Consider the following 19,103-nt stretch of genomic DNA (forward strand, 5'->3'; position numbering starts at 1 on the left):
ATAATGCGACGATATGTCCGGTACCAGGACAAGGTAGCCAAAGAGGAAGAAGAGAGACAAATACAGCCCGGACTGGAAGGGGAGTGTTTAAGCCCCCTTTTAGGGGGGCTGTGTCAAAGCCACCTGCGTAGCAGGTGGATTATTTACTTTTGTCGTTATGCCCTGAATTCAGATTCAGGGGGCAGAGACGTTAAAAAGGGCGGAAGATCGCTTTCGCCCTTTTTTATTGCCTCAGTATTCCCACGTATCCGGGTCGATACCCATCTCGCGCATAATCTGTTTCGCCGCTTCCGGGATCTCATCGCTGCGCTCTTTACGCAGGTCTTCATCGTTGGGTAACGGTTGACCGGTAAATGCGTGCAGGAACGCTTCACACAGCAGTTCGCTATTGGTGGCGTGGCGCAGGTTGTTGACCTGACGACGCGTGCGTTCATCGGTGAGGATCTTCAACACCTTCAGAGGAATGGATACCGTAATTTTTTTTACTTGCTCACTCTTCTTACCGTGCTCAGCGTATGGGCTGATATATTCGCCGCTCCATTCAGCCATGAGATACCTTTAATCCTCTAGTCATAAGTTAAGGGCCAGAACACTGGGTCAGGGCCATAATTGCGCGTAGTTTACCGGAGAGGGGGCGTTCTGACACCCGCTAAGCCCCTGCAAATATGCGCTAATGCATATAATTTTAACGGCTATTCTCTATTTGCTCAATCTATACGCAAAGAAGTTTAGATGTCCAGATGTATTGACGTCTATTGTGACAATGATTACTCTGATGCCTGACTTTTCACCGACTCAGCCAGGAACTGCCCAAATGACGCGTAAACAGGCCACCATCGCAGTGCGTAGCGGTTTAAATGACGACGAACAATACGGTTGCGTTGTCCCACCGATTCACCTTTCCAGTACCTACAATTTTACCGACTTTAATGAACCTCGTGCCCACGACTACTCCCGCCGCGGTAACCCTACCCGCGATGTGGTGCAGCGCGCGCTGGCGGAGCTGGAAGGAGGGGCGGGTGCCGTGCTGACCAATACCGGCATGTCGGCGATTCTGCTGGTGACGACCGTATTCCTGAAGCCCGGCGATCTGCTGGTAGCGCCTCACGATTGCTACGGCGGCAGCTATCGCCTGTTTGATAGCCTCGCGAAGCGCGGCTGCTATCGAGTACTGTTTGTCGATCAGAACGATGAGCAGGCGCTGAGCGCGGCATTGTCTGAAAAACCGAAGCTGGTGTTGGTCGAAAGTCCAAGTAATCCATTGCTGCGCGTGGTGGATATTGCGAAAATCTGCACGCTGGCTCGTGAAGCAGGTGCGGTGAGCGTGGTGGATAACACCTTCCTGAGCCCGGCGTTGCAAAATCCGCTGGCGCTAGGAGCCGATTTGGTGCTGCATTCGTGCACAAAATACCTGAACGGACATTCTGATGTCGTGGCCGGGGTGGTGATTGCAAAAGATCCGGCTGTTGTCACCGAACTGGCATGGTGGGCGAATAATATCGGCGTGACCGGCAGCGCATTTGATAGCTACCTGCTGCTGCGTGGTTTACGTACGCTCTCTCCGCGTATGGAAGTTGCACAGCGCAATGCGCTGGCGATTGTCGACTATCTGAAAACCCAGCCGCTGGTGAAAAAACTGTATCATCCGTCTCTGCCGGAAAATCAGGGGCATGAGATTGCTGCCCGTCAGCAAAAAGGTTTTGGCGCGATGTTAAGCTTTGAGCTGAAGGGCGATGAGCAGACGCTGCGTCGTTTTCTGAGCGGATTATCGCTGTTTACGCTGGCCGAATCGCTGGGGGGCGTAGAAAGTCTGATTTCGCACGCTGCGACGATGACCCATGCAGGTATGGCGCCTGAGGCGCGCGCGGCGGCGGGGATTTCAGAAACGCTTCTGCGTATTTCGACCGGTATTGAAGATGGTGAAGATTTAATTGCTGACCTGGAAAATGGCTTCCGGGCGGCAAACGAGGAATAAACATGAGTGTGAATGCGCAGGCAGGGGCGAAGGGTCGTCAGCTGCACAAATTTGGTGGGAGTAGTTTAGCGGATGCGAAATGTTACCTGCGCGTCGCGGGGATCATGACAGAATACTCGCAGGCCGGCGACATGATGGTTGTCTCCGCCGCGGGCAGCACCACCAACCAGCTGATTAGCTGGCTGAAGCTCAGCCAGACCGATCGCCTTTCTGCGCATCAGGTACAGCAGTCGCTGCGCCGTTATCATCTGGAGCTGATCGCCAGCCTGCTGTCGGCAGAAGCGGCGGATACGCTGATCGCGTCTTTTATTCACGATCTTGAGCGTCTCGCCGGCTTGCTGGATAGCGGCGTGACCGATGCGGTATACGCTGAAGTGGTCGGCCATGGCGAAGTATGGTCCGCACGTCTGATGGCAGCGGTGCTCAACCAACTGGGACTGGAAGCGGCATGGCTTGACGCGCGCAGCTTCCTGCGCGCCGAGCGTGCTGCACAGCCGCAGGTGGATGAAGGTCTGTCTTATCCACTGCTGCAACAGCTGATGGCGCAACATCCCAACAAACGTCTGGTGGTGACCGGTTTTATTTCGCGCAATAACGCCGGGGAAACCGTTCTGCTGGGGCGTAATGGTTCTGACTATTCTGCTACCCAGATTGGTGCCCTGGCCGGAGCGTCTCGCGTCACTATCTGGAGCGATGTGGCCGGGGTCTACAGTGCGGATCCGCGTAAGGTGAAGGATGCGTGCCTGCTGCCGCTGCTGCGTCTGGATGAAGCCAGCGAGCTGGCGCGCCTGGCGGCTCCAGTTCTGCACGCCCGTACCCTTCAGCCGGTCTCCGGGAGCGATATCGATCTGCAGCTCCGCTGTAGCTACACGCCTGAGCAAGGCTCCACACGTATTGAGCGTGTACTGGCGTCTGGGACCGGCGCGCGTATTGTGACCAGCCATGATGACGTCTGCCTGATTGAGTTCCAGGTGCCCGCCGGGCAGGATTTCAAGCTGGCGCACAAGGAGCTGGATCTTATCTTTAAACGGGCTCAGTTGCGCCCGCTGGCGGTGGGGGTGCATGCTGATCGTAAGCTGCTGCAGTTCTGCTACACCTCGGAAGTGGCCGACAGCGCGCTGCGCCTGCTCGATGAAGCCGGTCTGCCGGGCGAGCTGCGTCTGCGTCAGAAGCTGGCGCTGGTGGCGATGGTTGGGGCGGGCGTCAGCCGTAATCCGCTGCACTGCCACCGTTTCTGGCAGCAACTGAAAGGGCAGCCGGTCGAGTTTACCTGGCAGTCTGAAGAGGGAATTAGTCTGGTCGCGGTGCTACGCGCAGGCCCGACGGAAAGCCTGATCCAGGGCCTGCACCAGTCCCTGTTCAGGGCGGAAAAACGTATTGGTCTGGTCCTGTTTGGTAAAGGCAATATCGGTTCGCGTTGGCTGGAGCTGTTTGCCCGTGAACAGAGCACGCTCTCAGCCCGCACCGGTTTTGAGTTTGTCCTCGCCGGGGTGGTGGACAGCCGCCGCAGCCTGCTTAACTACGACGGTCTGGATGCCAGCCGCGCGTTGGCCTTTTTCAACGATGAAGCGGTTGAGCAGGATGAAGAGTCGCTATTCCTGTGGATGCGCGCTCATCCCTATGATGATTTAGTGGTGCTGGACGTAACCGCCAGCGAGCAACTGGCCGATCAGTACCTCGATTTTGCCAGCCACGGTTTCCACGTCATCAGTGCGAATAAGTTGGCCGGTGCCAGCAGCAGCGACAAATATCGTCAGATTCACGATGCGTTCGAGAAAACGGGCCGTCACTGGCTGTACAACGCCACCGTTGGCGCGGGTCTGCCGGTGAACCATACCGTGCGCGACCTGATTGACAGCGGTGATACCATTCTGGCGCTAAGCGGCATTTTCTCAGGTACGCTCTCCTGGCTGTTCCTGCAGTTTGACGGCACCGTACCGTTTACCGATCTGGTCGATCAGGCCTGGCAGCAAGGGCTAACGGAGCCGGATCCCCGCGTTGATCTGGCGGGAAAAGACGTGATGCGTAAGCTGGTTATCCTTGCGCGCGAAGCCGGTTATGATATCGAGCCCGATCAGGTGCGCGTGGAATCGCTGGTGCCTGCGCACTGTGAAGAGGGCTCTGTGGATCACTTCTTTGAGAATGGTGAAGAGCTGAACGAACAGATGCTGCAACGTCTGGAGGCCGCCCGTGAGCTGGGGCTGGTTCTGCGCTACGTGGCGCGTTTTGATGCCAACGGAAAAGCGCGGGTTGGTGTTGAAGCTGTTCGCGAGGAGCATCCGCTGGCGGCGCTGCTGCCGTGCGATAACGTCTTTGCCATCGAGAGCCGCTGGTACCGCGATAACCCGCTGGTCATCCGCGGTCCGGGTGCTGGCCGCGATGTGACCGCTGGCGCCATTCAGTCGGATATTAACCGTCTGGCGCAGTTGCTGTAATTCTTCCTCTGCCCGAGACCTGACCGGCGTCTGGTCTCGGGGTATCAATGCGCCGCAAAGACCTCTTTGGCGGCGAACAGGCCATTTAAGGCCGCCGGGAATCCGGCATACACCGCCATCTGCATGATGACTTCAATAATCTCCTCCTGCGACAAACCGACATGCAATCCGGCGGCAATATGCACTTTTAGCTGCGGTGCAGCATTGCCCAGCGCGGTTAAGGCGGCAATGGTGGCGATTTCACGACTGCGTAAATCGAGCCCCGGCCGGGCATAAATATCGCCAAACGGGAATTCAATCAGGTAGCTGGCAAAGTCCGGAGCGATGGCCTGCAGGCTTTTGACGACGGCTTCGCCACCTTTACCGTCAACGCGCTGCAACATGTCCAGGCCGGTGGTATAACGCTCTGATGTCATGATCTTTCCTCATAATAATGGTGTGTTGGAAGGAAGGTTAGCGGCGTTCATCAGACTTGAGTAATACCCTTTTCGTGATACCTTTCAGGTATGACAAATTTACGCTTACAGACTCTTGATATTCGCCTGCTGCGCTATTTTGCCGTGGTGGCGGAAGAGAATAATATCAGCCGGGCGGCGCAGCGGTTGTTCATCTCACAGCCGCCGCTTAGCCGCCATATCCGCCATCTGGAAATGCTGCTGGGTGTGACGCTCTTTGTCCGCCATACCAAAGGACTGATTCTTACTGTAGAGGGTGAGCGAGTGCTGGAGCTGATTCGTCCGCTTCTGGCGCTGCAGGAGACGACGCTGAGTGCGCTAGGTCAGCTGTCCGACGGCCAGCAGCAACCCTTACGTCTGGGGCTGACGACAGCCTTTGAGCAGGGTATTTTTGCGTCTCTGGAATCGGCATTGGGTCGCGAGGTCAGTGCGCTCTCCCTCCTTCGCCACTCTTCGCCCGCCCTGGCTCAGCAGGTGCGCAAAGGCAAGCTGAACGCCGCGCTGGTTGCGCTGCCGCTGGATGTCGATGGGCTAACGCTTTCTCCTTTGCCCTATCATGAACCGCTGATTGCGGCGCTACCTGCCTCATGGCCGGAATCCGCAATTCCCCGGTTGTTCTTAGAAAACCTGAGTCATCGGCCGCTGTTTTGGTTCAGGCGCGAACGTAATCCGGTTTTTTTTGACGCAACCCGGCGTCTTTTTGAGCGTCTTGGCTACGTGCCGGCATATGTGGAGGAGCCCGCTGAACATGACGTCCTGTTGGCGCGCATCGCGCGTGGAGAAGGGATGATTTTGCTGCCGGCGTCATTTGCCGCGATACAGCGTCAGGGGGTGGTATTTCATCCGCTGGAGGGGACCCGCTTGCGCTTGTCGCTGGGATTACTGACGCGATCGGAAGATGAGGCTTTGCGTGCGTGGTTGCTGCCGTTTATTGAGAAATCATTATCTTAACGTTAATCGACATGAATTAATCTCATCTTCACTGAATATTCCTCACTCTTTATGCCTATTTTTCTATTGACGCCTGCTCTCTTTTCCGTCATTTTTACATCTGGACGTCTAAACGTATAGAAGTTCGCAGCACAACAAACAATAAAATGCGATTGATGAGGTAAGGTATGAGCTTTTTTCACGCCAATCAGCGGGAAGCCCTGAATCAGAGCCTGGTAGAAGTGCAGGGCCAGATTAACGTGTCCTTTGAATTCTTCCCGCCGCGTACCAGTGAAATGGAGCAAACCTTATGGAAGTCCATCGATCGCTTAAGCAGCCTGAAGCCAAAGTTTGTCTCGGTGACTTATGGCGCCAACTCCGGCGAGCGCGATCGCACCCACAGCATCATTAAAGGTATTAAGGAACGTACTGGTCTGGAAGCGGCACCGCATCTGACCTGTATTGACGCCAGCCGCGATGAACTGCGCACGATCGCCGAAGACTACTGGAACAACGGTATTCGCCACATCGTTGCCCTGCGCGGCGACCTGCCACCGGGTTGCGGTAAGCCTGATATGTATGCGGCGGATCTGGTGACGCTGCTGAAAGAGGTTGGCGATTTTGATATCTCCGTTGCGGCCTATCCTGAAGTTCACCCGGAAGCCAAAAGCGCACAGGCAGATCTGCTGAACCTGAAGCGGAAAGTTGATGCGGGCGCTAACCGTGCGATTACCCAGTTCTTCTTTGACGTTGAAAGCTATCTGCGCTTCCGCGATCGCTGTGTGTCCGCCGGTATTGATGTAGAAATTATTCCGGGCATCCTGCCGGTTTCTAACTTCAAACAGGCGAAAAAATTTGCCGACATGACCAACGTGCGCATCCCGACATGGATGGCGAAAATGTTTGAAGGTCTGGACAATGACGCCGAAACCCGGCAGCTGGTGGGGGCCAACATCGCCATGGACATGGTGAAGATTTTAAGCCGCGAAGGGGTGAAGGATTTCCACTTCTACACGCTGAATCGTGCTGAGATGAGCTACGCCATCTGCCACACGCTGGGCGTCCGTCCGGCGGTATAAAAAATGGCCCTCATCGAGGGCCATGTTGTTTTATTCCCACTCATGCAGAAAACGCTGGCCGTACTGATCGGCGACCAGCAGCGCGGCGTAGACTTCATCAGCGGTCGCGCCTCCGGGCATATTGTGGATAGTTTCTCCCTCTGCGCAGGCCGCTTGCGCGACGGTACGCATTTTGCCGGGAATATCCCCTTTAATATCCAGCTGTGCCAGGGTGACAGGCAGCCCAACGCCGTGACACAGCGCGGCGACGGTTTCAATCTCTTCCACCGGAGCATTTTCCAGAACCAGCTGCGTCAGCGTCCCGAAGGCGACTTTTTCACCGTGATAGTAGTGATGCGCGTCCGGAATGGCGGTGAGGCCGTTATGGATCGCGTGCGCTGCTGCCAGCCCGCCGCTTTCAAAACCAACGCCGCTCAGATAGGTGTTGGCTTCGATCACTTTCTCCAGCGCTGGCGTGACGACGTGTTGCTCTGCCGCCAGCATCGCTTTTTCACCTTCTTCAATCAGCGTGTTGTAGCACAGTTCAGCCAGTGCCAGCGCTGCCTGAGTGCATTTGCCTCCGGCCATGGTCCTGGCGCCGCTGCGTGAACAGGCGCGGGCTTCAAACCAGGTGGCCAGCGCATCGCCGATACCCGCTGCCAGCAGGCGGGGCGGAGCGCCTGCGACGATCTGCGTATCGACAATCACCATGTTCGGGTTGCGCGGCAGCATCAGATAGCTGTCAAACTCGCCTTCGTCGGTATAGATAACGGAGAGGGCGCTGCAGGGGGCGTCTGTTGAGGCAATTGTCGGGGCAATCACCACCGGAAGATTCATAAAGTGGGCTAATGCTTTTGCGGTATCCAGTGTTTTTCCGCCGCCGATTCCCAGCACGGCATTGCAGCGGGCAGAGCCAGCAATGTCGCGCAAGCGATTGATTTCATTATGCGAGCATTCGCCGCCGAACGGCACGATTTCAGCAGCCAGACCCGCATCGGTCAGGCTTTTACGTAGCTTTTCTTCAGCAAACCCCAGCACAAACTTGTCGCCAACAATGAGCCAGCGTTCGGCCAGCGGTTTGAGATAGTTACCAAGGCGGGTGATAGCATTCGCGCCCTGAATATATTTGCCTGGGGATTGAATAATGCGATCCATTTCTATTCCTCCTGGTTGATCGTGGCACCGTCCTCTGGCGACGCGACAATCGGGTTACAGGTTCAGATTACCAAAAGCGTTATTCCAGTCTTGCTCAAACTTCTCTATGGCTGACTCTACCGCGGGGGTGCCGAGCATTTGTTGCGCTACATCTAAGGGAAGGGTGATAGCTTCACAGCCGGCCAGCAGGCAATCCAGCGCCTGACGCGAAGTTTTAAAGCTGGCGGCCAGCACTTTGCTCCCTGGCGCGTGTTGCTCCAGCAGGGATTGCAACTCCTGCACCATGCGAATACCGTCCCCTCCCTGGGCATCGACGCGGTTGACGTAAGGGGCAACATATTTTGCGCCCGCCAGCGCTGCCAGCAGCCCCTGCGCGGCGCTATAGACCGCGGTACCCAGCGTTGGGATACCTTCTTTTTTCAGTAATTTGATAGCGGCGAGGCCTTCAGCGGTGACCGGGATTTTAACCACGATGCCTGGAACGGCGTTACTTAGCCGTTTGGCTTCCGCCACCATGCCCTCAGCCTCGCGGCTCATAGTCTGGGCAAACAGCGTTCCAGCGGGACCGACGGCCTTTTGCAGGCGCGGGAGAACATCCCAGATCGGCGTTTTGCCTGCGGCGATAATGCTCGGGTTGGTGGTCACTCCGGCTAACGGATAGATGCGTGCCAAACGTTCAACTTCTGCTACGTTCGCGGTGTCCAGATAGAGTTTCATAGCCTTTCCTCAATGCTCAATTCAGTGATGTTGAGGTAAGAATACGGCTTCTCCTCGGCGGGTCGCCAGATGACAAATTTGCCAAAAACTGGATAAATGTACGCATTGCGGGTAAGGATGATTTAGATCACGTTTTCCAGCTATATCTGGCGTATCCGGGCTGGATGATCATAAAAATGCGGGGCTTACTTACAAAAATCTAGTTTCTGCTTAGCGTGGTTTCTCCGTCAACTGGCTGTGGTACTGGCGGCGGTACTCGGAGGGGGAACGCTCGGTATTCTTGCGAAACAGACGGCAGAAATAGTTGCTGTCGACAAAACCACAGGCGTGAGCGACATCTTTAATTTTCATGTCGTGACCTTTTAACAGCATACGGGCCTGCTCAAGCCGGATGTGATTCAGATACTCGTTAAACCCCATGGGTCCACATTTCTGGAACAGATGGGAGAGATAGTTTGGCGAGAGATAAAATTGCTGTGCCACCGATTCGCGGGTTAGTGGTCCGGCAAAGTGAGCGTCGATATATTTGCGGATCGCCTCAAAGAGCGCCTGACTTCGTGAGGCAGTTTGCACCTGGCTGCCAAGCAGATCGGCGCAATGGCTCAGCAAGCTGATAACGATAAATCTCGCGGTGTGTTGTTCCTGCGGTTGCATCTGCATCTCATTGAGCGCCTGAAGCAGGAAGGAGCCCGTCCGGGGGCCGCGGCGTGGTAACTGAAGCTTATCCTCAACATTCAACGTACTGCCGTTCCAGCGCGTCAGAGTGAGCTCTATCTGCTGCTTGCCAAATACAATACTCAGGACAGTACAGGATAACTGCCAATGGGGAGAATGCCATCCGCCAGCGGGAATAAACAGCACGTCGTGCCGCGACAGCACGGGCGGATCGGCTTTGATACCGGCATCGTGAAGCTGTCCTTCAAGAATGATTTCGAGGCGTGGGAAATCAACCTTCTCCACGTTACCAGAAGCCGGGCGGTTGTCGTTGGTAAAGCGGATATGCCCGATCGTTGCCGGGTTTTTGATTAAAGCGTCGATGTGTTGGTTGAGATCGATATCCATTCTTGCTCCGTAAAAGACGCCACGTTTTTATCATACCGTACAGCGAGGAAAGGGTAAAAGTCAGCGGGCAAAGAGGGAGGAACAGTATTGCAGATTATGTGTGATATGTTATATCGTAACGCATTATTGCAAATGTTAACTCAGGAGAGAGTGATGACCAAAAAGATTTCTGCCCTTGCGCTGGGTATTGGCATGTTGTTAGCCAGTGCACAGACCTTTGCCCATGGTCACCATAGCCATGGCCCCGCGTTAACGGAGGCGGAGGTTAAGGCCAGCGAGGGTATTTTTGCCGATACAGATGTTAAAGATCGGGCGCTAAGCGACTGGGACGGGATCTGGCAGTCGGTGAATCCGTATCTGCTGAATGGCGATTTGGATCCGGTACTGGAGCAAAAAGCCAAAAAAGCGGGCGGCAAGAGCGTGGCGGAATATCGGGAATATTACAAGAAAGGGTATGCCACCGATGTGGACCAGATTGGGATCGAAGATAACATGATGGAGTTCCACGTTGGCAAGACTGTTAATGCCTGTAAATATACCTATTCCGGCTATAAGATCCTGACCTATGTTTCCGGCAAGAAGGGGGTGCGTTACCTGTTCGAATGCCAGCAGGCGGAGTCAAAAGCGCCGAAATTTGTTCAGTTCAGCGATCATATTATCGGACCGCGCAAATCACAACATTTCCACATCTTTATGGGCAATGACTCGCAGGAGGCGTTACTGAAAGAAATGGATAACTGGCCGACATATTATCCCTATGCTCTGCATAAAGAGCAGATTGTCGACGAAATGCTGCACCACTAGTAAAAATCCGCCTTCATAGAAGGCGGCATTGATTTCGCCCCATAGGGGCGTACCAAAATCCTTAAAAAAAAGCCTCTGCCAGTTCTGTAAGATTTAAATCCAATGACAGTAAGGCAGAGCCAAAACCTGTTGCTGACCACGCCCACAAGACGTGGTTTTCAGTTATCAATAAAAATCCCCGGTCACGTGATGCTGACCGGGGAAAGCGTAACCGGATAAGGCGCTATCCGGTTTTTTCCCGATAAACAGAGTGTGACCGGGAACGGCTGAGAAATTAGCCCGTGTTGCGCATACCTGCGGCAACGCCCGCAATCGTGACCATCAGCGCTTGTTCGACGCGCGGATCCGGCTCTTTACCTTCGGCTTCCGCCAGACGCGAACGGTGCAGCAGTTCAGCCTGCAGGACGTTCAGTGGGTCGGTATAGATGTTACGCAGTTGGATAGACTCGGCGATCCATGGCAGATCGGCCATCAGATGTGAGTCGTTAGCAATCGCCAGCACGACGTTGATGTCGGCAGACAGCAGCTTGCGTAGCTCTTTACCCAGCGTCCACAGCTCCGATTTCACCAGGCGCTGATCGTAGTACTCCGCCAGCCACAGGTCAGCTTTCGAGAAGACCATCTCCAGCATGCCGAGGCGGGTGGAGAAGAACGGCCAGTCGCGGCACATTGCTTCCAGTTCACTCTGCTTACCCCCTTCGACCACTTTCTGTAGCGCCGCGCCAGCACCTAACCAGGCGGGCAGCATCAGGCGGTTCTGTGTCCAGGCGAAGATCCACGGAATGGCGCGCAGCGATTCGACACCGCCGGTTGGGCGACGTTTTGCCGGACGCGAACCTAACGGCAGTTTACCTAACTCCTGCTCCGGGGTGGCGGAGCGGAAGTAAGGCACGAAATCTTTATTTTCACGTACATAGCCACGGTACATTTTACAAGAGACATCGGATAGCTCGGCCATGATATCGCGCCACTCTGCTTTTGGTTCCGGCGGTGGAAGCAGGTTGGCTTCCAGAATCGCGCTGGTATAGAGCGACAGGCTGCTGATAGTGACTTCCGGCAAACCATACTTAAAGCGGATCATCTCACCCTGTTCAGTGACGCGCAGGCCACCTTTCAGACTTCCCGGAGGCTGCGAAAGCAGCGCCGCGTGCGCTGGTGCGCCGCCGCGACCGATAGAACCCCCGCGGCCGTGGAACAGCGTGAGTTCAATACCGGCTTTTTCGCAGGTTTTGATCAACGCATCCTGCGCCTGGTATTGCGCCCAGGAAGCAGCCATCACGCCGGCATCTTTTGCTGAGTCAGAATAGCCAATCATGACCATCTGTTTGCCCTGGATAAAGCCGCGATACCAGTCGATATTCAGCAATTGGGTCATGACGTCGTTGGCGTTGTTCAGGTCATCCAGGGTTTCGAACAGCGGTGCAACCGGCAAGGCGAAGCCGATACCGGCCTCTTTCAGCAGCAGATGAACCGCCAGCACGTCGGATGGGGTCTTCGCCATGGAGATCACGTAGGCGGCGATAGATCCGCGTGGCGCTTCGGCGATCACTTTGCAGGTGTCGAGCACTTCGCGGGTTTCATTGCTTGGCTCCCAGTGACGCGGCAGCAGCGGACGTTTAGAGTTTAGTTCGCGGATCAGGAATGCCTGTTTGTCGGCTTCTGACCAGCTTTCGTAATCGCCGATACCGAGATAACGAGTCATCTCCCCCAGCGCTTCGGTATGGCGGGTGCTTTCCTGGCGGATATCGATACGTACCAGCGGTACGCCAAACGATTTCACGCGGCGCAGGGTATCGAGCAGTTCACCGTTGGCAATAATGCCCATGCCGCAGGACTGCAGTGACTTATAGCAGGCGTAAAGCGGCTCCCACAGCTGTTCGTTCTGAGTAATCAGGCCGGCAGGTTTCGGCAGCTTCTGCCCTTTCAGGCGAGCTTCCAGCCAGGCCTGCGTTTCCATCAGCTGGGTACGCATCTTTTTCATCAGATAACGATACGGTTCCTGCTCGCCTTCCGGGCCAGCCAGCTCCCGCACTTCATCGGTACACTCGACCATCGACAGTTCGGAAATCAGCAGTTGAATATCTTTCAGGAACAGGTCGGTTGCTTTCCAGCGGCTCAGCAGCAGCACGTGGCGGGTAATATCGGCGGTGACATTCGGGTTGCCATCGCGGTCGCCGCCCATCCAGGAGGTGAAGCGCACCGGGACGAAGTCCACCGGCAACTGATAACCGAGGTTCTCTTCCAGCTGTTCGTTCAGCTCGCGCAGGTAGTTTGGAACACCTTCCCACAGGCTGTTTTCAACAACGGCAAAACCCCATTTTGCTTCGTCCACCGGTGTCGGGCGGTATTTACGGATCTCATCTGTATGCCATGACTGGGCAATCAGCTGGCGCAGACGGCGCATCAGCTGGTGGTGCTCGTAGTCAGCGATATCTTTGTTATCAAGCTGCTTCAGGCAGTTGTTTACTTCCACCATTTTGTGGATCAGCGTACGGCGGGTGATCTCGGTGGGGTGAGCGGTGAGTACCAGCTCCAGAGAGAGGGATTCTACCGCTTTTTTAATGGTGTCTTCGCTGAGATGAGGCTGCTCTTTAAGCTTTCTCAGGGTACGGGCAATCACTTCCGGATTGCTGGCCGCTTCGCCATTTGGCGAAATACTGTGGTATTGCTCAGCGGTATTGGCCAGGTTCAGAAACTGACTGAAGGCGCGCGCTACCGGCAGCAGCTCGTCGTTGGACAAGTTTTGCAGAGTGGTGAGCAATTCCTTGCGATTGGCTTCATTGCCGGCGCGAGAGGATTTGGACAATTTACGGATAGTTTCGACACGATCAAGAATGTTCTCTCCCAGAGCATCCTTGATGGTATCGCCTAGCACCTTACCGAGCATACTGACATTACTACGCAAAGCGGAATATTGTTCGTTCATGTTACCCCAGACACCCCATCTCATTTTATTTTGTTATACCCGGCACTCTGCAACGTTGAGCGGCGGATAAGCAGCCGTCTTTTATAAAGCCACGTAAAAACCCCCACGTCAATTGCTGCGAAATCGCTTCAGCAAACGAATAAATGGCGGCAATTTACGAAATTTAATTCAGACGTCGTCTGATAAGTGTTGCTTATTAAAATGTGACCAGAATCACCGTCCCGCCCCAGTAAAAGAGGCGGGATCCGCAGGCTTTTAGTGCCAGCAGAAATGGTGGACAACCTGTGTAATAAGCTCCCGGGTTGGCTTGATAAAGCGGGTTTCCAGATATTCATCCGGTTGGTGGGCCTGATTAATGGAGCCAGGACCTAAAACCAGCGTCGGGCAGAGCGTCTGGATAAACGGGGCTTCGGTACAGTAGTTCACAACTTCAGTTTGTGCGCCGAGTAGTTTTTCAACGACCTGCACCAGCCGGTGGTCTGGCGGACATTCGTAGCCTGGAATTGGCGGATGCAGCTCGGAGATGGTCAGGCGGCCCGGCCAGCGCTCGCTAACCGGTGCCAGTGCTTCATCCAGCAGTCCGTTAAGATCGTTGAGTGTCATACCCGGAAGCGGGCGAATATCCATATGCAACTCGCAGCAGGCGCAGATGCGGTTTGACGCGTCACCGCCATGGAGAGCCCCGAGGTTGAGCGTCGGATACGGTACAGTGAAGGCATCGTAGTGATAGCGCTCTTTCAGCGAGTCGCGCAACTGCATGATGCGACCAATAGCATCGTGCATCAGCTCAATGGCGTTGACGCCACGCGCCGGATCGCTGGAGTGTCCAGACTGTCCCTGGATACGAATAGCGTTGGACATATGGCCTTTGTGCGCGCGTACCGGCTGCAGAGAGGTCGGTTCGCCGATGATAGCGCAATCAGGGCGCAACAGAGTTGTTTCGGCAAAGTAACGGGCGCCGGCCATGCTGGTCTCTTCATCGGCGGTCGCCAGGATGTAGAGCGGTTTTTTCAACTGACTCACATTGACATCGCGCAGGGCATCAAGAATAAAGGCAAAAAAACCTTTCATGTCGGCGGTGCCGAGGCCGTACAGTTTGTTTTCGTGCTCGGTGAGGGTGAAAGGATCGCGGGTCCAGCGGCCGTCATCAAAGGGAACGGTATCGGTATGTCCGGCAAGGAGCAGGCCGCCAGCGCCGTGGCCGCTACTGGCCAGCATATTGAATTTATTGCGCGTATCCGGCACCGGCTGCACTTCGACATTGAAGCCAATTTCGCGGAACCAGCCGGCAAGTAAATTGATTAAAGTCTCATTACTTTGATCCAGCGCCTCTTCGGTTGCACTGATGGAAGGTGTGGCGATCAATGCGCGGTAAATCTCGATAAATGGGGGTAAATTGTTTTTCATTGTTGACACACCTCGAGTCATGATAGTATCAATATTCATGCATTATTTATGAATAAAAATACATTATCGTTGAGCGTAAGAAAACCCATAAAATGTAGGGAAAGTGCTTACGGCTTAACAGGGTGAGGAAGATAAATGCTTCCTGGACAAATATGACGTAAGAAGGTGAAGAGCCCCGATGTTGAAGACGCTGATTGTGGGTGCCAGCGGTTATGCCGGCGCAGAGCTAGTGACCTATATAAATCGCCATCCTCATATGACCATAACCGCTTTGACGGTCTCCGCGCAAAGCAATGATGCAGGGAAATTAATTTCCGATTTGCATCCGCAGCTGAAAGGCATTGTGGATTTACCGCTGCAGCCGATGTCAGATATCAGCGAATTTAGCGACGGGGTGGATGTTGTCTTCCTCGCTACCGCCCATGAAGTGAGTCACGACCTGGCGCCGCAGTTCCTGGCCGCAGGCTGCGTGGTGTTCGACTTATCCGGCGCCTTCCGCGTCAACGACGCTGCGTTCTACGAAAAATATTACGGCTTTACTCATCAGCATCCGGCTCTGCTTGAGCAGGCAGTGTATGGTCTGGCTGAGTGGAGCGTCGACAAACTGAAAGAGGCGAATTTGGTTGCCGTACCGGGCTGCTATCCGACGGCGGCTCAGCTGTCTCTGAAGCCGCTGATCGATGCGGACCTGCTGGATCTTACCCAGTGGCCGGTGATCAACGCGACCAGCGGCGTCAGCGGTGCGGGTCGTAAGGCGGCCATCGGCAATAGCTTCTGTGAAGTCAGCCTGCAGCCGTATGGCGTGTTCAACCATCGCCACCACCCGGAAATCTCGACTCATCTGGGCGCAGAGGTGATTTTTACGCCTCATCTTGGCAACTTTAAACGTGGGATTCTGGAAACCATTACCTGCCGCCTGAAGCCAGGCGTCAGCAAAGAGCAGGTTGCCAGGGTGTTCCAGCAGGCGTATGCCGATAAGCCATTGGTCCGTTTATACGATAAAAGCGTGCCCGCATTGAAAAACGTCGTAGGTCTGCCATTCTGTGATATCGGTTTTGCGGTTCAGGGCCAGCATATTATCGTGGTGGCTGCGGAAGATAACCTGCTGAAAGGCGCGGCAGCACAGGCAGTACAGTGCGCGAATATTCGTTTCGGCTTCGCTGAAACGCAGTCTCTTATTTAAGGTGTGATGATGAACCCATTAATTATCAAACTCGGCGGCGTTTTACTCGACAGCGAAGAAGCGCTGGAGCGTTTGTTTACCGCGCTGGTCAATTATCGTGAAACGCATCATCGTCCGCTGGTTATTGTTCACGGCGGCGGCTGTGTGGTGGATGAGCTGATGAAGCAGCTCAACCTGCCGGTGAACAAGAAAAATGGTCTGCGGGTGACGCCTGCGGATCAGATCGACATTATTACCGGTGCGCTGGCGGGAACCGCGAATAAGACGCTGCTGGCATGGGCGAAGAAACACCATATTATGTCCGTTGGCCTGTTCCTTGGCGATGGTGACAGCGTGAAGGTCACTCAGCTTGATGAAGATCTGGGCCACGTTGGCCTGGCGCAGCCGGGATCGCCGGCGCTGATTAACACCCTGCTGGCCGGCGGCTACCTGCCGGTAGTCAGTTCGATCGGCGTGACCGATGAAGGAGAGCTGATGAACGTGAATGCTGACCAGGCGGCCACTGCGCTGGCGGCGACCCTCGGCGCGGATCTGATTCTGCTTTCCGATGTCAGCGGTATTCTCGATGGTAAAGGCCAGCGTATCGCGGAGATGACCGCGGCGAAGGCGGAGCAGCTGATCGAACAAGGCATTATCACTGACGGCATGATCGTGAAGGTGAATGCCGCGCTGGATGCGGCGCGCGCGCTGGGACGCCCAGTGGATATCGCCTCCTGGCGTCACGCGGAACAGCTGCCGGCATTGTTTAATGGCACGCCGATCGGCACGCGTATTCTGGCTTAATATTTTATGCCCGGCGGCGTATTGTTTGCCGGGCCTACAAGACTGTAGGTCGGGTTAGCGAAGCGTCACCCGGCAGAACTAAACGAATGTAAGGAAATGGTTATGGCACTTTGGGGCGGGCGTTTTACTCAGGCAGCAGATCAGCGGTTCAAGCAGTTCAACGACTCTTTGCGCTTCGACTACCGCCTGGCGGAGCAGGATATCGTTGGCTCTGTTGCCTGGTCTAAAGCGCTGGTGACGGTGGGCGTGCTGAGTGCCGCTGAGCAGCAGCAGCTGGAAGAGGCGCTCAGCGTGCTGCTGGAAGAGGTGCGGGCGAATCCGAAGCAAATTCTTGCAAGCGATGCCGAAGATATCCATAGCTGGGTGGAAGGTAAACTGATCGACAAAGTGGGCCAGTTGGGTAAGAAATTGCATACCGGGCGTAGCCGTAACGACCAGGTCGCAACCGATCTGAAGCTGTGGTGTAAAGATACGGTCGCGGAGCTGCTCTCTGCGAATCGCCAGCTGCAAAGCGCGCTGGTGGATACGGCGCAGAATAACCAGGACGCCGTGATGCCGGGTTATACCCATCTGCAGCGTGCGCAACCGGTGACGTTCGCCCACTGGTGTCTGGCCTACGTTGAGATGCTGGCGCGCGATGAAAGCCGTTTGCAGGATACCCTCAAGCGTCTGGACGTCAGCCCTCTGGGCTGCGGTGCGCTGGCGGGTACCGCCTATGATATCGATCGTGAGCAGTTGGCGGACTGGCTGGGTTTTGCTTCGGCGACCCGCAATAGCCTGGACAGCGTATCCGATCGCGACCATGTGCTGGAACTGCTCTCCGATGCGTCGATTGGCATGGTTCATCTGTCGCGTTTCGCCGAAGACCTGATTTTCTTTAATACGGGCGAAGCCGGTTTTATTGAATTATCCGATCGTGTCACCTCCGGTTCTTCGCTGATGCCGCAGAAAAAGAACCCGGATGCGCTCGAACTTATCCGCGGAAAATGTGGCCGCGTGCAGGGTGCGCTGACCGGGATGATGATGACGTTGAAAGGCCTGCCGCTGGCTTACAACAAAGATATGCAGGAAGACAAAGAAGGGCTGTTCGACGCGCTCGATACCTGGCTCGATTGCCTGAATATGGCGACGCTGGTGCTGGATGGCATTCAGGTTAAGCGTCCGCGTTGTGAAGAGGCGGCGCAGCAAGGTTATGCGAATGCGACTGAACTTGCGGATTACCTGGTTGCGAAAGGTGTACCGTTCCGTGAAGCACACCATATCGTTGGGGAAGCGGTTGTGGAAGCGATTGCCCAGAGCAAACCACTGGAAGATCTGGCGCTGGCCGACCTGCAGAAGTTTAGCGGCGTGATTGCTGACGATGTCTATCCGGTTCTGTCGCTGCAGTCTTGCCTGGATAAGCGTTCGGCAAAAGGCGGCGTCTCGCCGAAGCAGGTTGTCCAGGCGATTGCTGACGCCAAACGGCGTCTGGCGTAAATCTTCGCTTTTCGCGGGTAAGACTAACGAGATAAGCGATAAAACAGGCTCGGGCTCTACCCGGGCTTTTTTATGCAAAAAAAAGCGGACACAAGGTCCGCAAAAGTTCACGTTGGCTTTAGTTGTTTTGTCAGGGAATATGCTGAGGCGATATCGTGATTTACCGACTTTCGCCTTGTTTCTGGGTTTATTATTGAACAGAAAACTTGATAGGGATAATCGTTGGTTGCTATGCTATCTATCGCCATGAACTATCATGGCGACGGAGGATGAATAATGAATATTCGCGATCTTGAATACCTGGTTGCGCTAGCCGAGCACCGCCACTTCCGACGCGCGGCGGACTCCTGCCACGTCAGCCAACCCACGCTTAGCGGACAAATCCGCAAGCTGGAGGATGAACTTGGGGTCATGTTGCTGGAGCGCACCAGCCGTAAGGTGCTGTTTACCCAGGCCGGACTGTTGCTGGTGGATCAGGCGCGTACCGTGTTACGCGAAGTCAAAGTGCTCAAGGAAATGGCAAGTCAACAGGGTGAGACCATGTCCGGGCCGCTGCATATTGGCCTGATTCCGACGATTGGCCCTTACCTGTTACCACAAATTATACCGATGCTGCACCAGACGTTTCCAAAGCTGGAAATGTACCTGCATGAAGCGCAAACGCATCAGCTGCTGGCCCAACTGGACAGCGGCAAGCTTGACTGCGCGATCCTCGCGCTGGTGAAAGAGAGCGAGGC

General features: G+C 55.1%; 16 protein-coding genes and 1 pseudogene. 10 read left to right on the forward strand and 7 right to left on the reverse strand.

Annotated elements, in window-relative coordinates; genetic code table 11:
- Positions 1-166, forward strand: a pseudogene (locus ACZAHD_RS15345) (IS200/IS605 family transposase); the annotation flags it as partial.
- Positions 167-231: 65 nt separating this feature from the next.
- Here ACZAHD_RS15345 and metJ read toward each other — a convergent pair.
- On the reverse strand, positions 232-549 hold the full coding sequence (gene metJ / locus ACZAHD_RS15350) for a met regulon transcriptional regulator MetJ (protein ID WP_004869405.1): 318 nt from the start codon (positions 547-549) through the stop codon (positions 232-234).
- Positions 550-814: 265 nt separating this feature from the next.
- On the opposite strand from metJ, the gene metB reads away from it, so the two are divergent.
- Together metB and ACZAHD_RS15360 are read left to right on the forward strand one after the other, a co-directional pair.
- Entirely contained in the window at positions 815-1,975 is a 1,161-nt protein-coding gene (gene metB / locus ACZAHD_RS15355; protein ID WP_462457539.1) for a cystathionine gamma-synthase, read from the forward strand.
- A gap of 2 nt (positions 1,976-1,977) precedes the next feature.
- Positions 1,978-4,410: a bifunctional aspartate kinase/homoserine dehydrogenase II gene (locus ACZAHD_RS15360; protein ID WP_462457540.1), complete on the forward strand. Its 2,433-nt coding sequence runs from the start codon at positions 1,978-1,980 to the stop codon at positions 4,408-4,410.
- 44 nt (positions 4,411-4,454) lie between these two features.
- Here the strand turns inward: ACZAHD_RS15360 and ACZAHD_RS15365 are convergent, their stop codons facing one another.
- Positions 4,455-4,826, reverse strand: coding sequence for a carboxymuconolactone decarboxylase family protein (locus ACZAHD_RS15365; RefSeq protein ID WP_462457541.1), 372 nt, complete (start codon positions 4,824-4,826; stop codon positions 4,455-4,457).
- A 90-nt stretch (positions 4,827-4,916) separates the two neighbouring features.
- On the opposite strand from ACZAHD_RS15365, the gene ACZAHD_RS15370 reads away from it, so the two are divergent.
- Both ACZAHD_RS15370 and metF read left to right on the forward strand, forming a co-directional pair.
- Positions 4,917-5,816, forward strand: a complete 900-nt coding sequence (locus tag ACZAHD_RS15370; protein WP_462457542.1) for a LysR family transcriptional regulator — start codon at positions 4,917-4,919, stop codon at positions 5,814-5,816.
- A gap of 167 nt (positions 5,817-5,983) precedes the next feature.
- Positions 5,984-6,874 (forward strand): methylenetetrahydrofolate reductase, encoded by an 891-nt coding sequence (gene metF / locus ACZAHD_RS15375; RefSeq protein WP_462457543.1) that lies wholly within the window; start codon positions 5,984-5,986, stop codon positions 6,872-6,874.
- Between the two features lie 30 nt (positions 6,875-6,904).
- Here the strand turns inward: metF and gldA are convergent, their stop codons facing one another.
- From gldA to ACZAHD_RS15390, 3 genes are all read right to left on the reverse strand, one after another.
- Entirely contained in the window at positions 6,905-8,008 is a 1,104-nt protein-coding gene (gldA, locus tag ACZAHD_RS15380) for a bifunctional L-1,2-propanediol dehydrogenase/glycerol dehydrogenase (protein ID WP_462457544.1), read from the reverse strand.
- A gap of 54 nt (positions 8,009-8,062) precedes the next feature.
- Positions 8,063-8,725, reverse strand: a complete 663-nt coding sequence (gene fsa, locus ACZAHD_RS15385; protein ID WP_462457545.1) for a fructose-6-phosphate aldolase — start codon at positions 8,723-8,725, stop codon at positions 8,063-8,065.
- A 210-nt stretch (positions 8,726-8,935) separates the two neighbouring features.
- Positions 8,936-9,787 (reverse strand): AraC family transcriptional regulator, encoded by an 852-nt coding sequence (locus ACZAHD_RS15390; RefSeq protein WP_462457546.1) that lies wholly within the window; start codon positions 9,785-9,787, stop codon positions 8,936-8,938.
- Positions 9,788-9,940: 153 nt separating this feature from the next.
- Here ACZAHD_RS15390 and zinT point away from each other — a divergent pair, with 153 nt between their 5' ends.
- Positions 9,941-10,591 carry a metal-binding protein ZinT gene (gene zinT / locus ACZAHD_RS15395; protein ID WP_462457547.1) on the forward strand — a complete coding sequence of 217 codons (651 nt, stop codon included), beginning with the start codon at positions 9,941-9,943 and terminating at the stop codon, positions 10,589-10,591.
- 274 nt (positions 10,592-10,865) lie between these two features.
- On the opposite strand, the gene ppc is transcribed toward zinT, so the two are convergent.
- Complete coding sequence (ppc, locus tag ACZAHD_RS15400) at positions 10,866-13,517, reverse strand: phosphoenolpyruvate carboxylase (RefSeq protein WP_462457548.1); 2,652 nt, start codon at positions 13,515-13,517, stop codon at positions 10,866-10,868.
- A 255-nt stretch (positions 13,518-13,772) separates the two neighbouring features.
- Positions 13,773-14,924 (reverse strand): acetylornithine deacetylase, encoded by a 1,152-nt coding sequence (gene argE, locus ACZAHD_RS15405; protein WP_462457549.1) that lies wholly within the window; start codon positions 14,922-14,924, stop codon positions 13,773-13,775.
- 178 nt (positions 14,925-15,102) lie between these two features.
- On the opposite strand from argE, the gene argC reads away from it, so the two are divergent.
- The 4 genes from argC to oxyR form a co-directional block, all read left to right on the forward strand.
- The gene (gene argC, locus ACZAHD_RS15410; protein ID WP_462457550.1) at positions 15,103-16,107 is read left to right on the forward strand and encodes an N-acetyl-gamma-glutamyl-phosphate reductase; all 1,005 of its coding nucleotides are present in this window, start codon (positions 15,103-15,105) and stop codon (positions 16,105-16,107) included.
- Between the two features lie 6 nt (positions 16,108-16,113).
- A complete protein-coding gene (gene argB, locus ACZAHD_RS15415; RefSeq protein WP_088402725.1) occupies positions 16,114-16,890 on the forward strand; it encodes an acetylglutamate kinase in 777 nt (258 codons plus the stop codon).
- A 102-nt stretch (positions 16,891-16,992) separates the two neighbouring features.
- Complete coding sequence (argH, locus tag ACZAHD_RS15420; RefSeq protein ID WP_462457551.1) at positions 16,993-18,366, forward strand: argininosuccinate lyase; 1,374 nt, start codon at positions 16,993-16,995, stop codon at positions 18,364-18,366.
- Between the two features lie 276 nt (positions 18,367-18,642).
- The coding region (gene oxyR, locus ACZAHD_RS15425) for a DNA-binding transcriptional regulator OxyR (protein WP_462457552.1) at positions 18,643-19,103 on the forward strand (461 nt) is incomplete at its 3' end.

The sequence above is a fragment of the Raoultella sp. genome, from assembly GCF_039594335.1.
Classification (GTDB): domain Bacteria; phylum Pseudomonadota; class Gammaproteobacteria; order Enterobacterales; family Enterobacteriaceae; genus Klebsiella.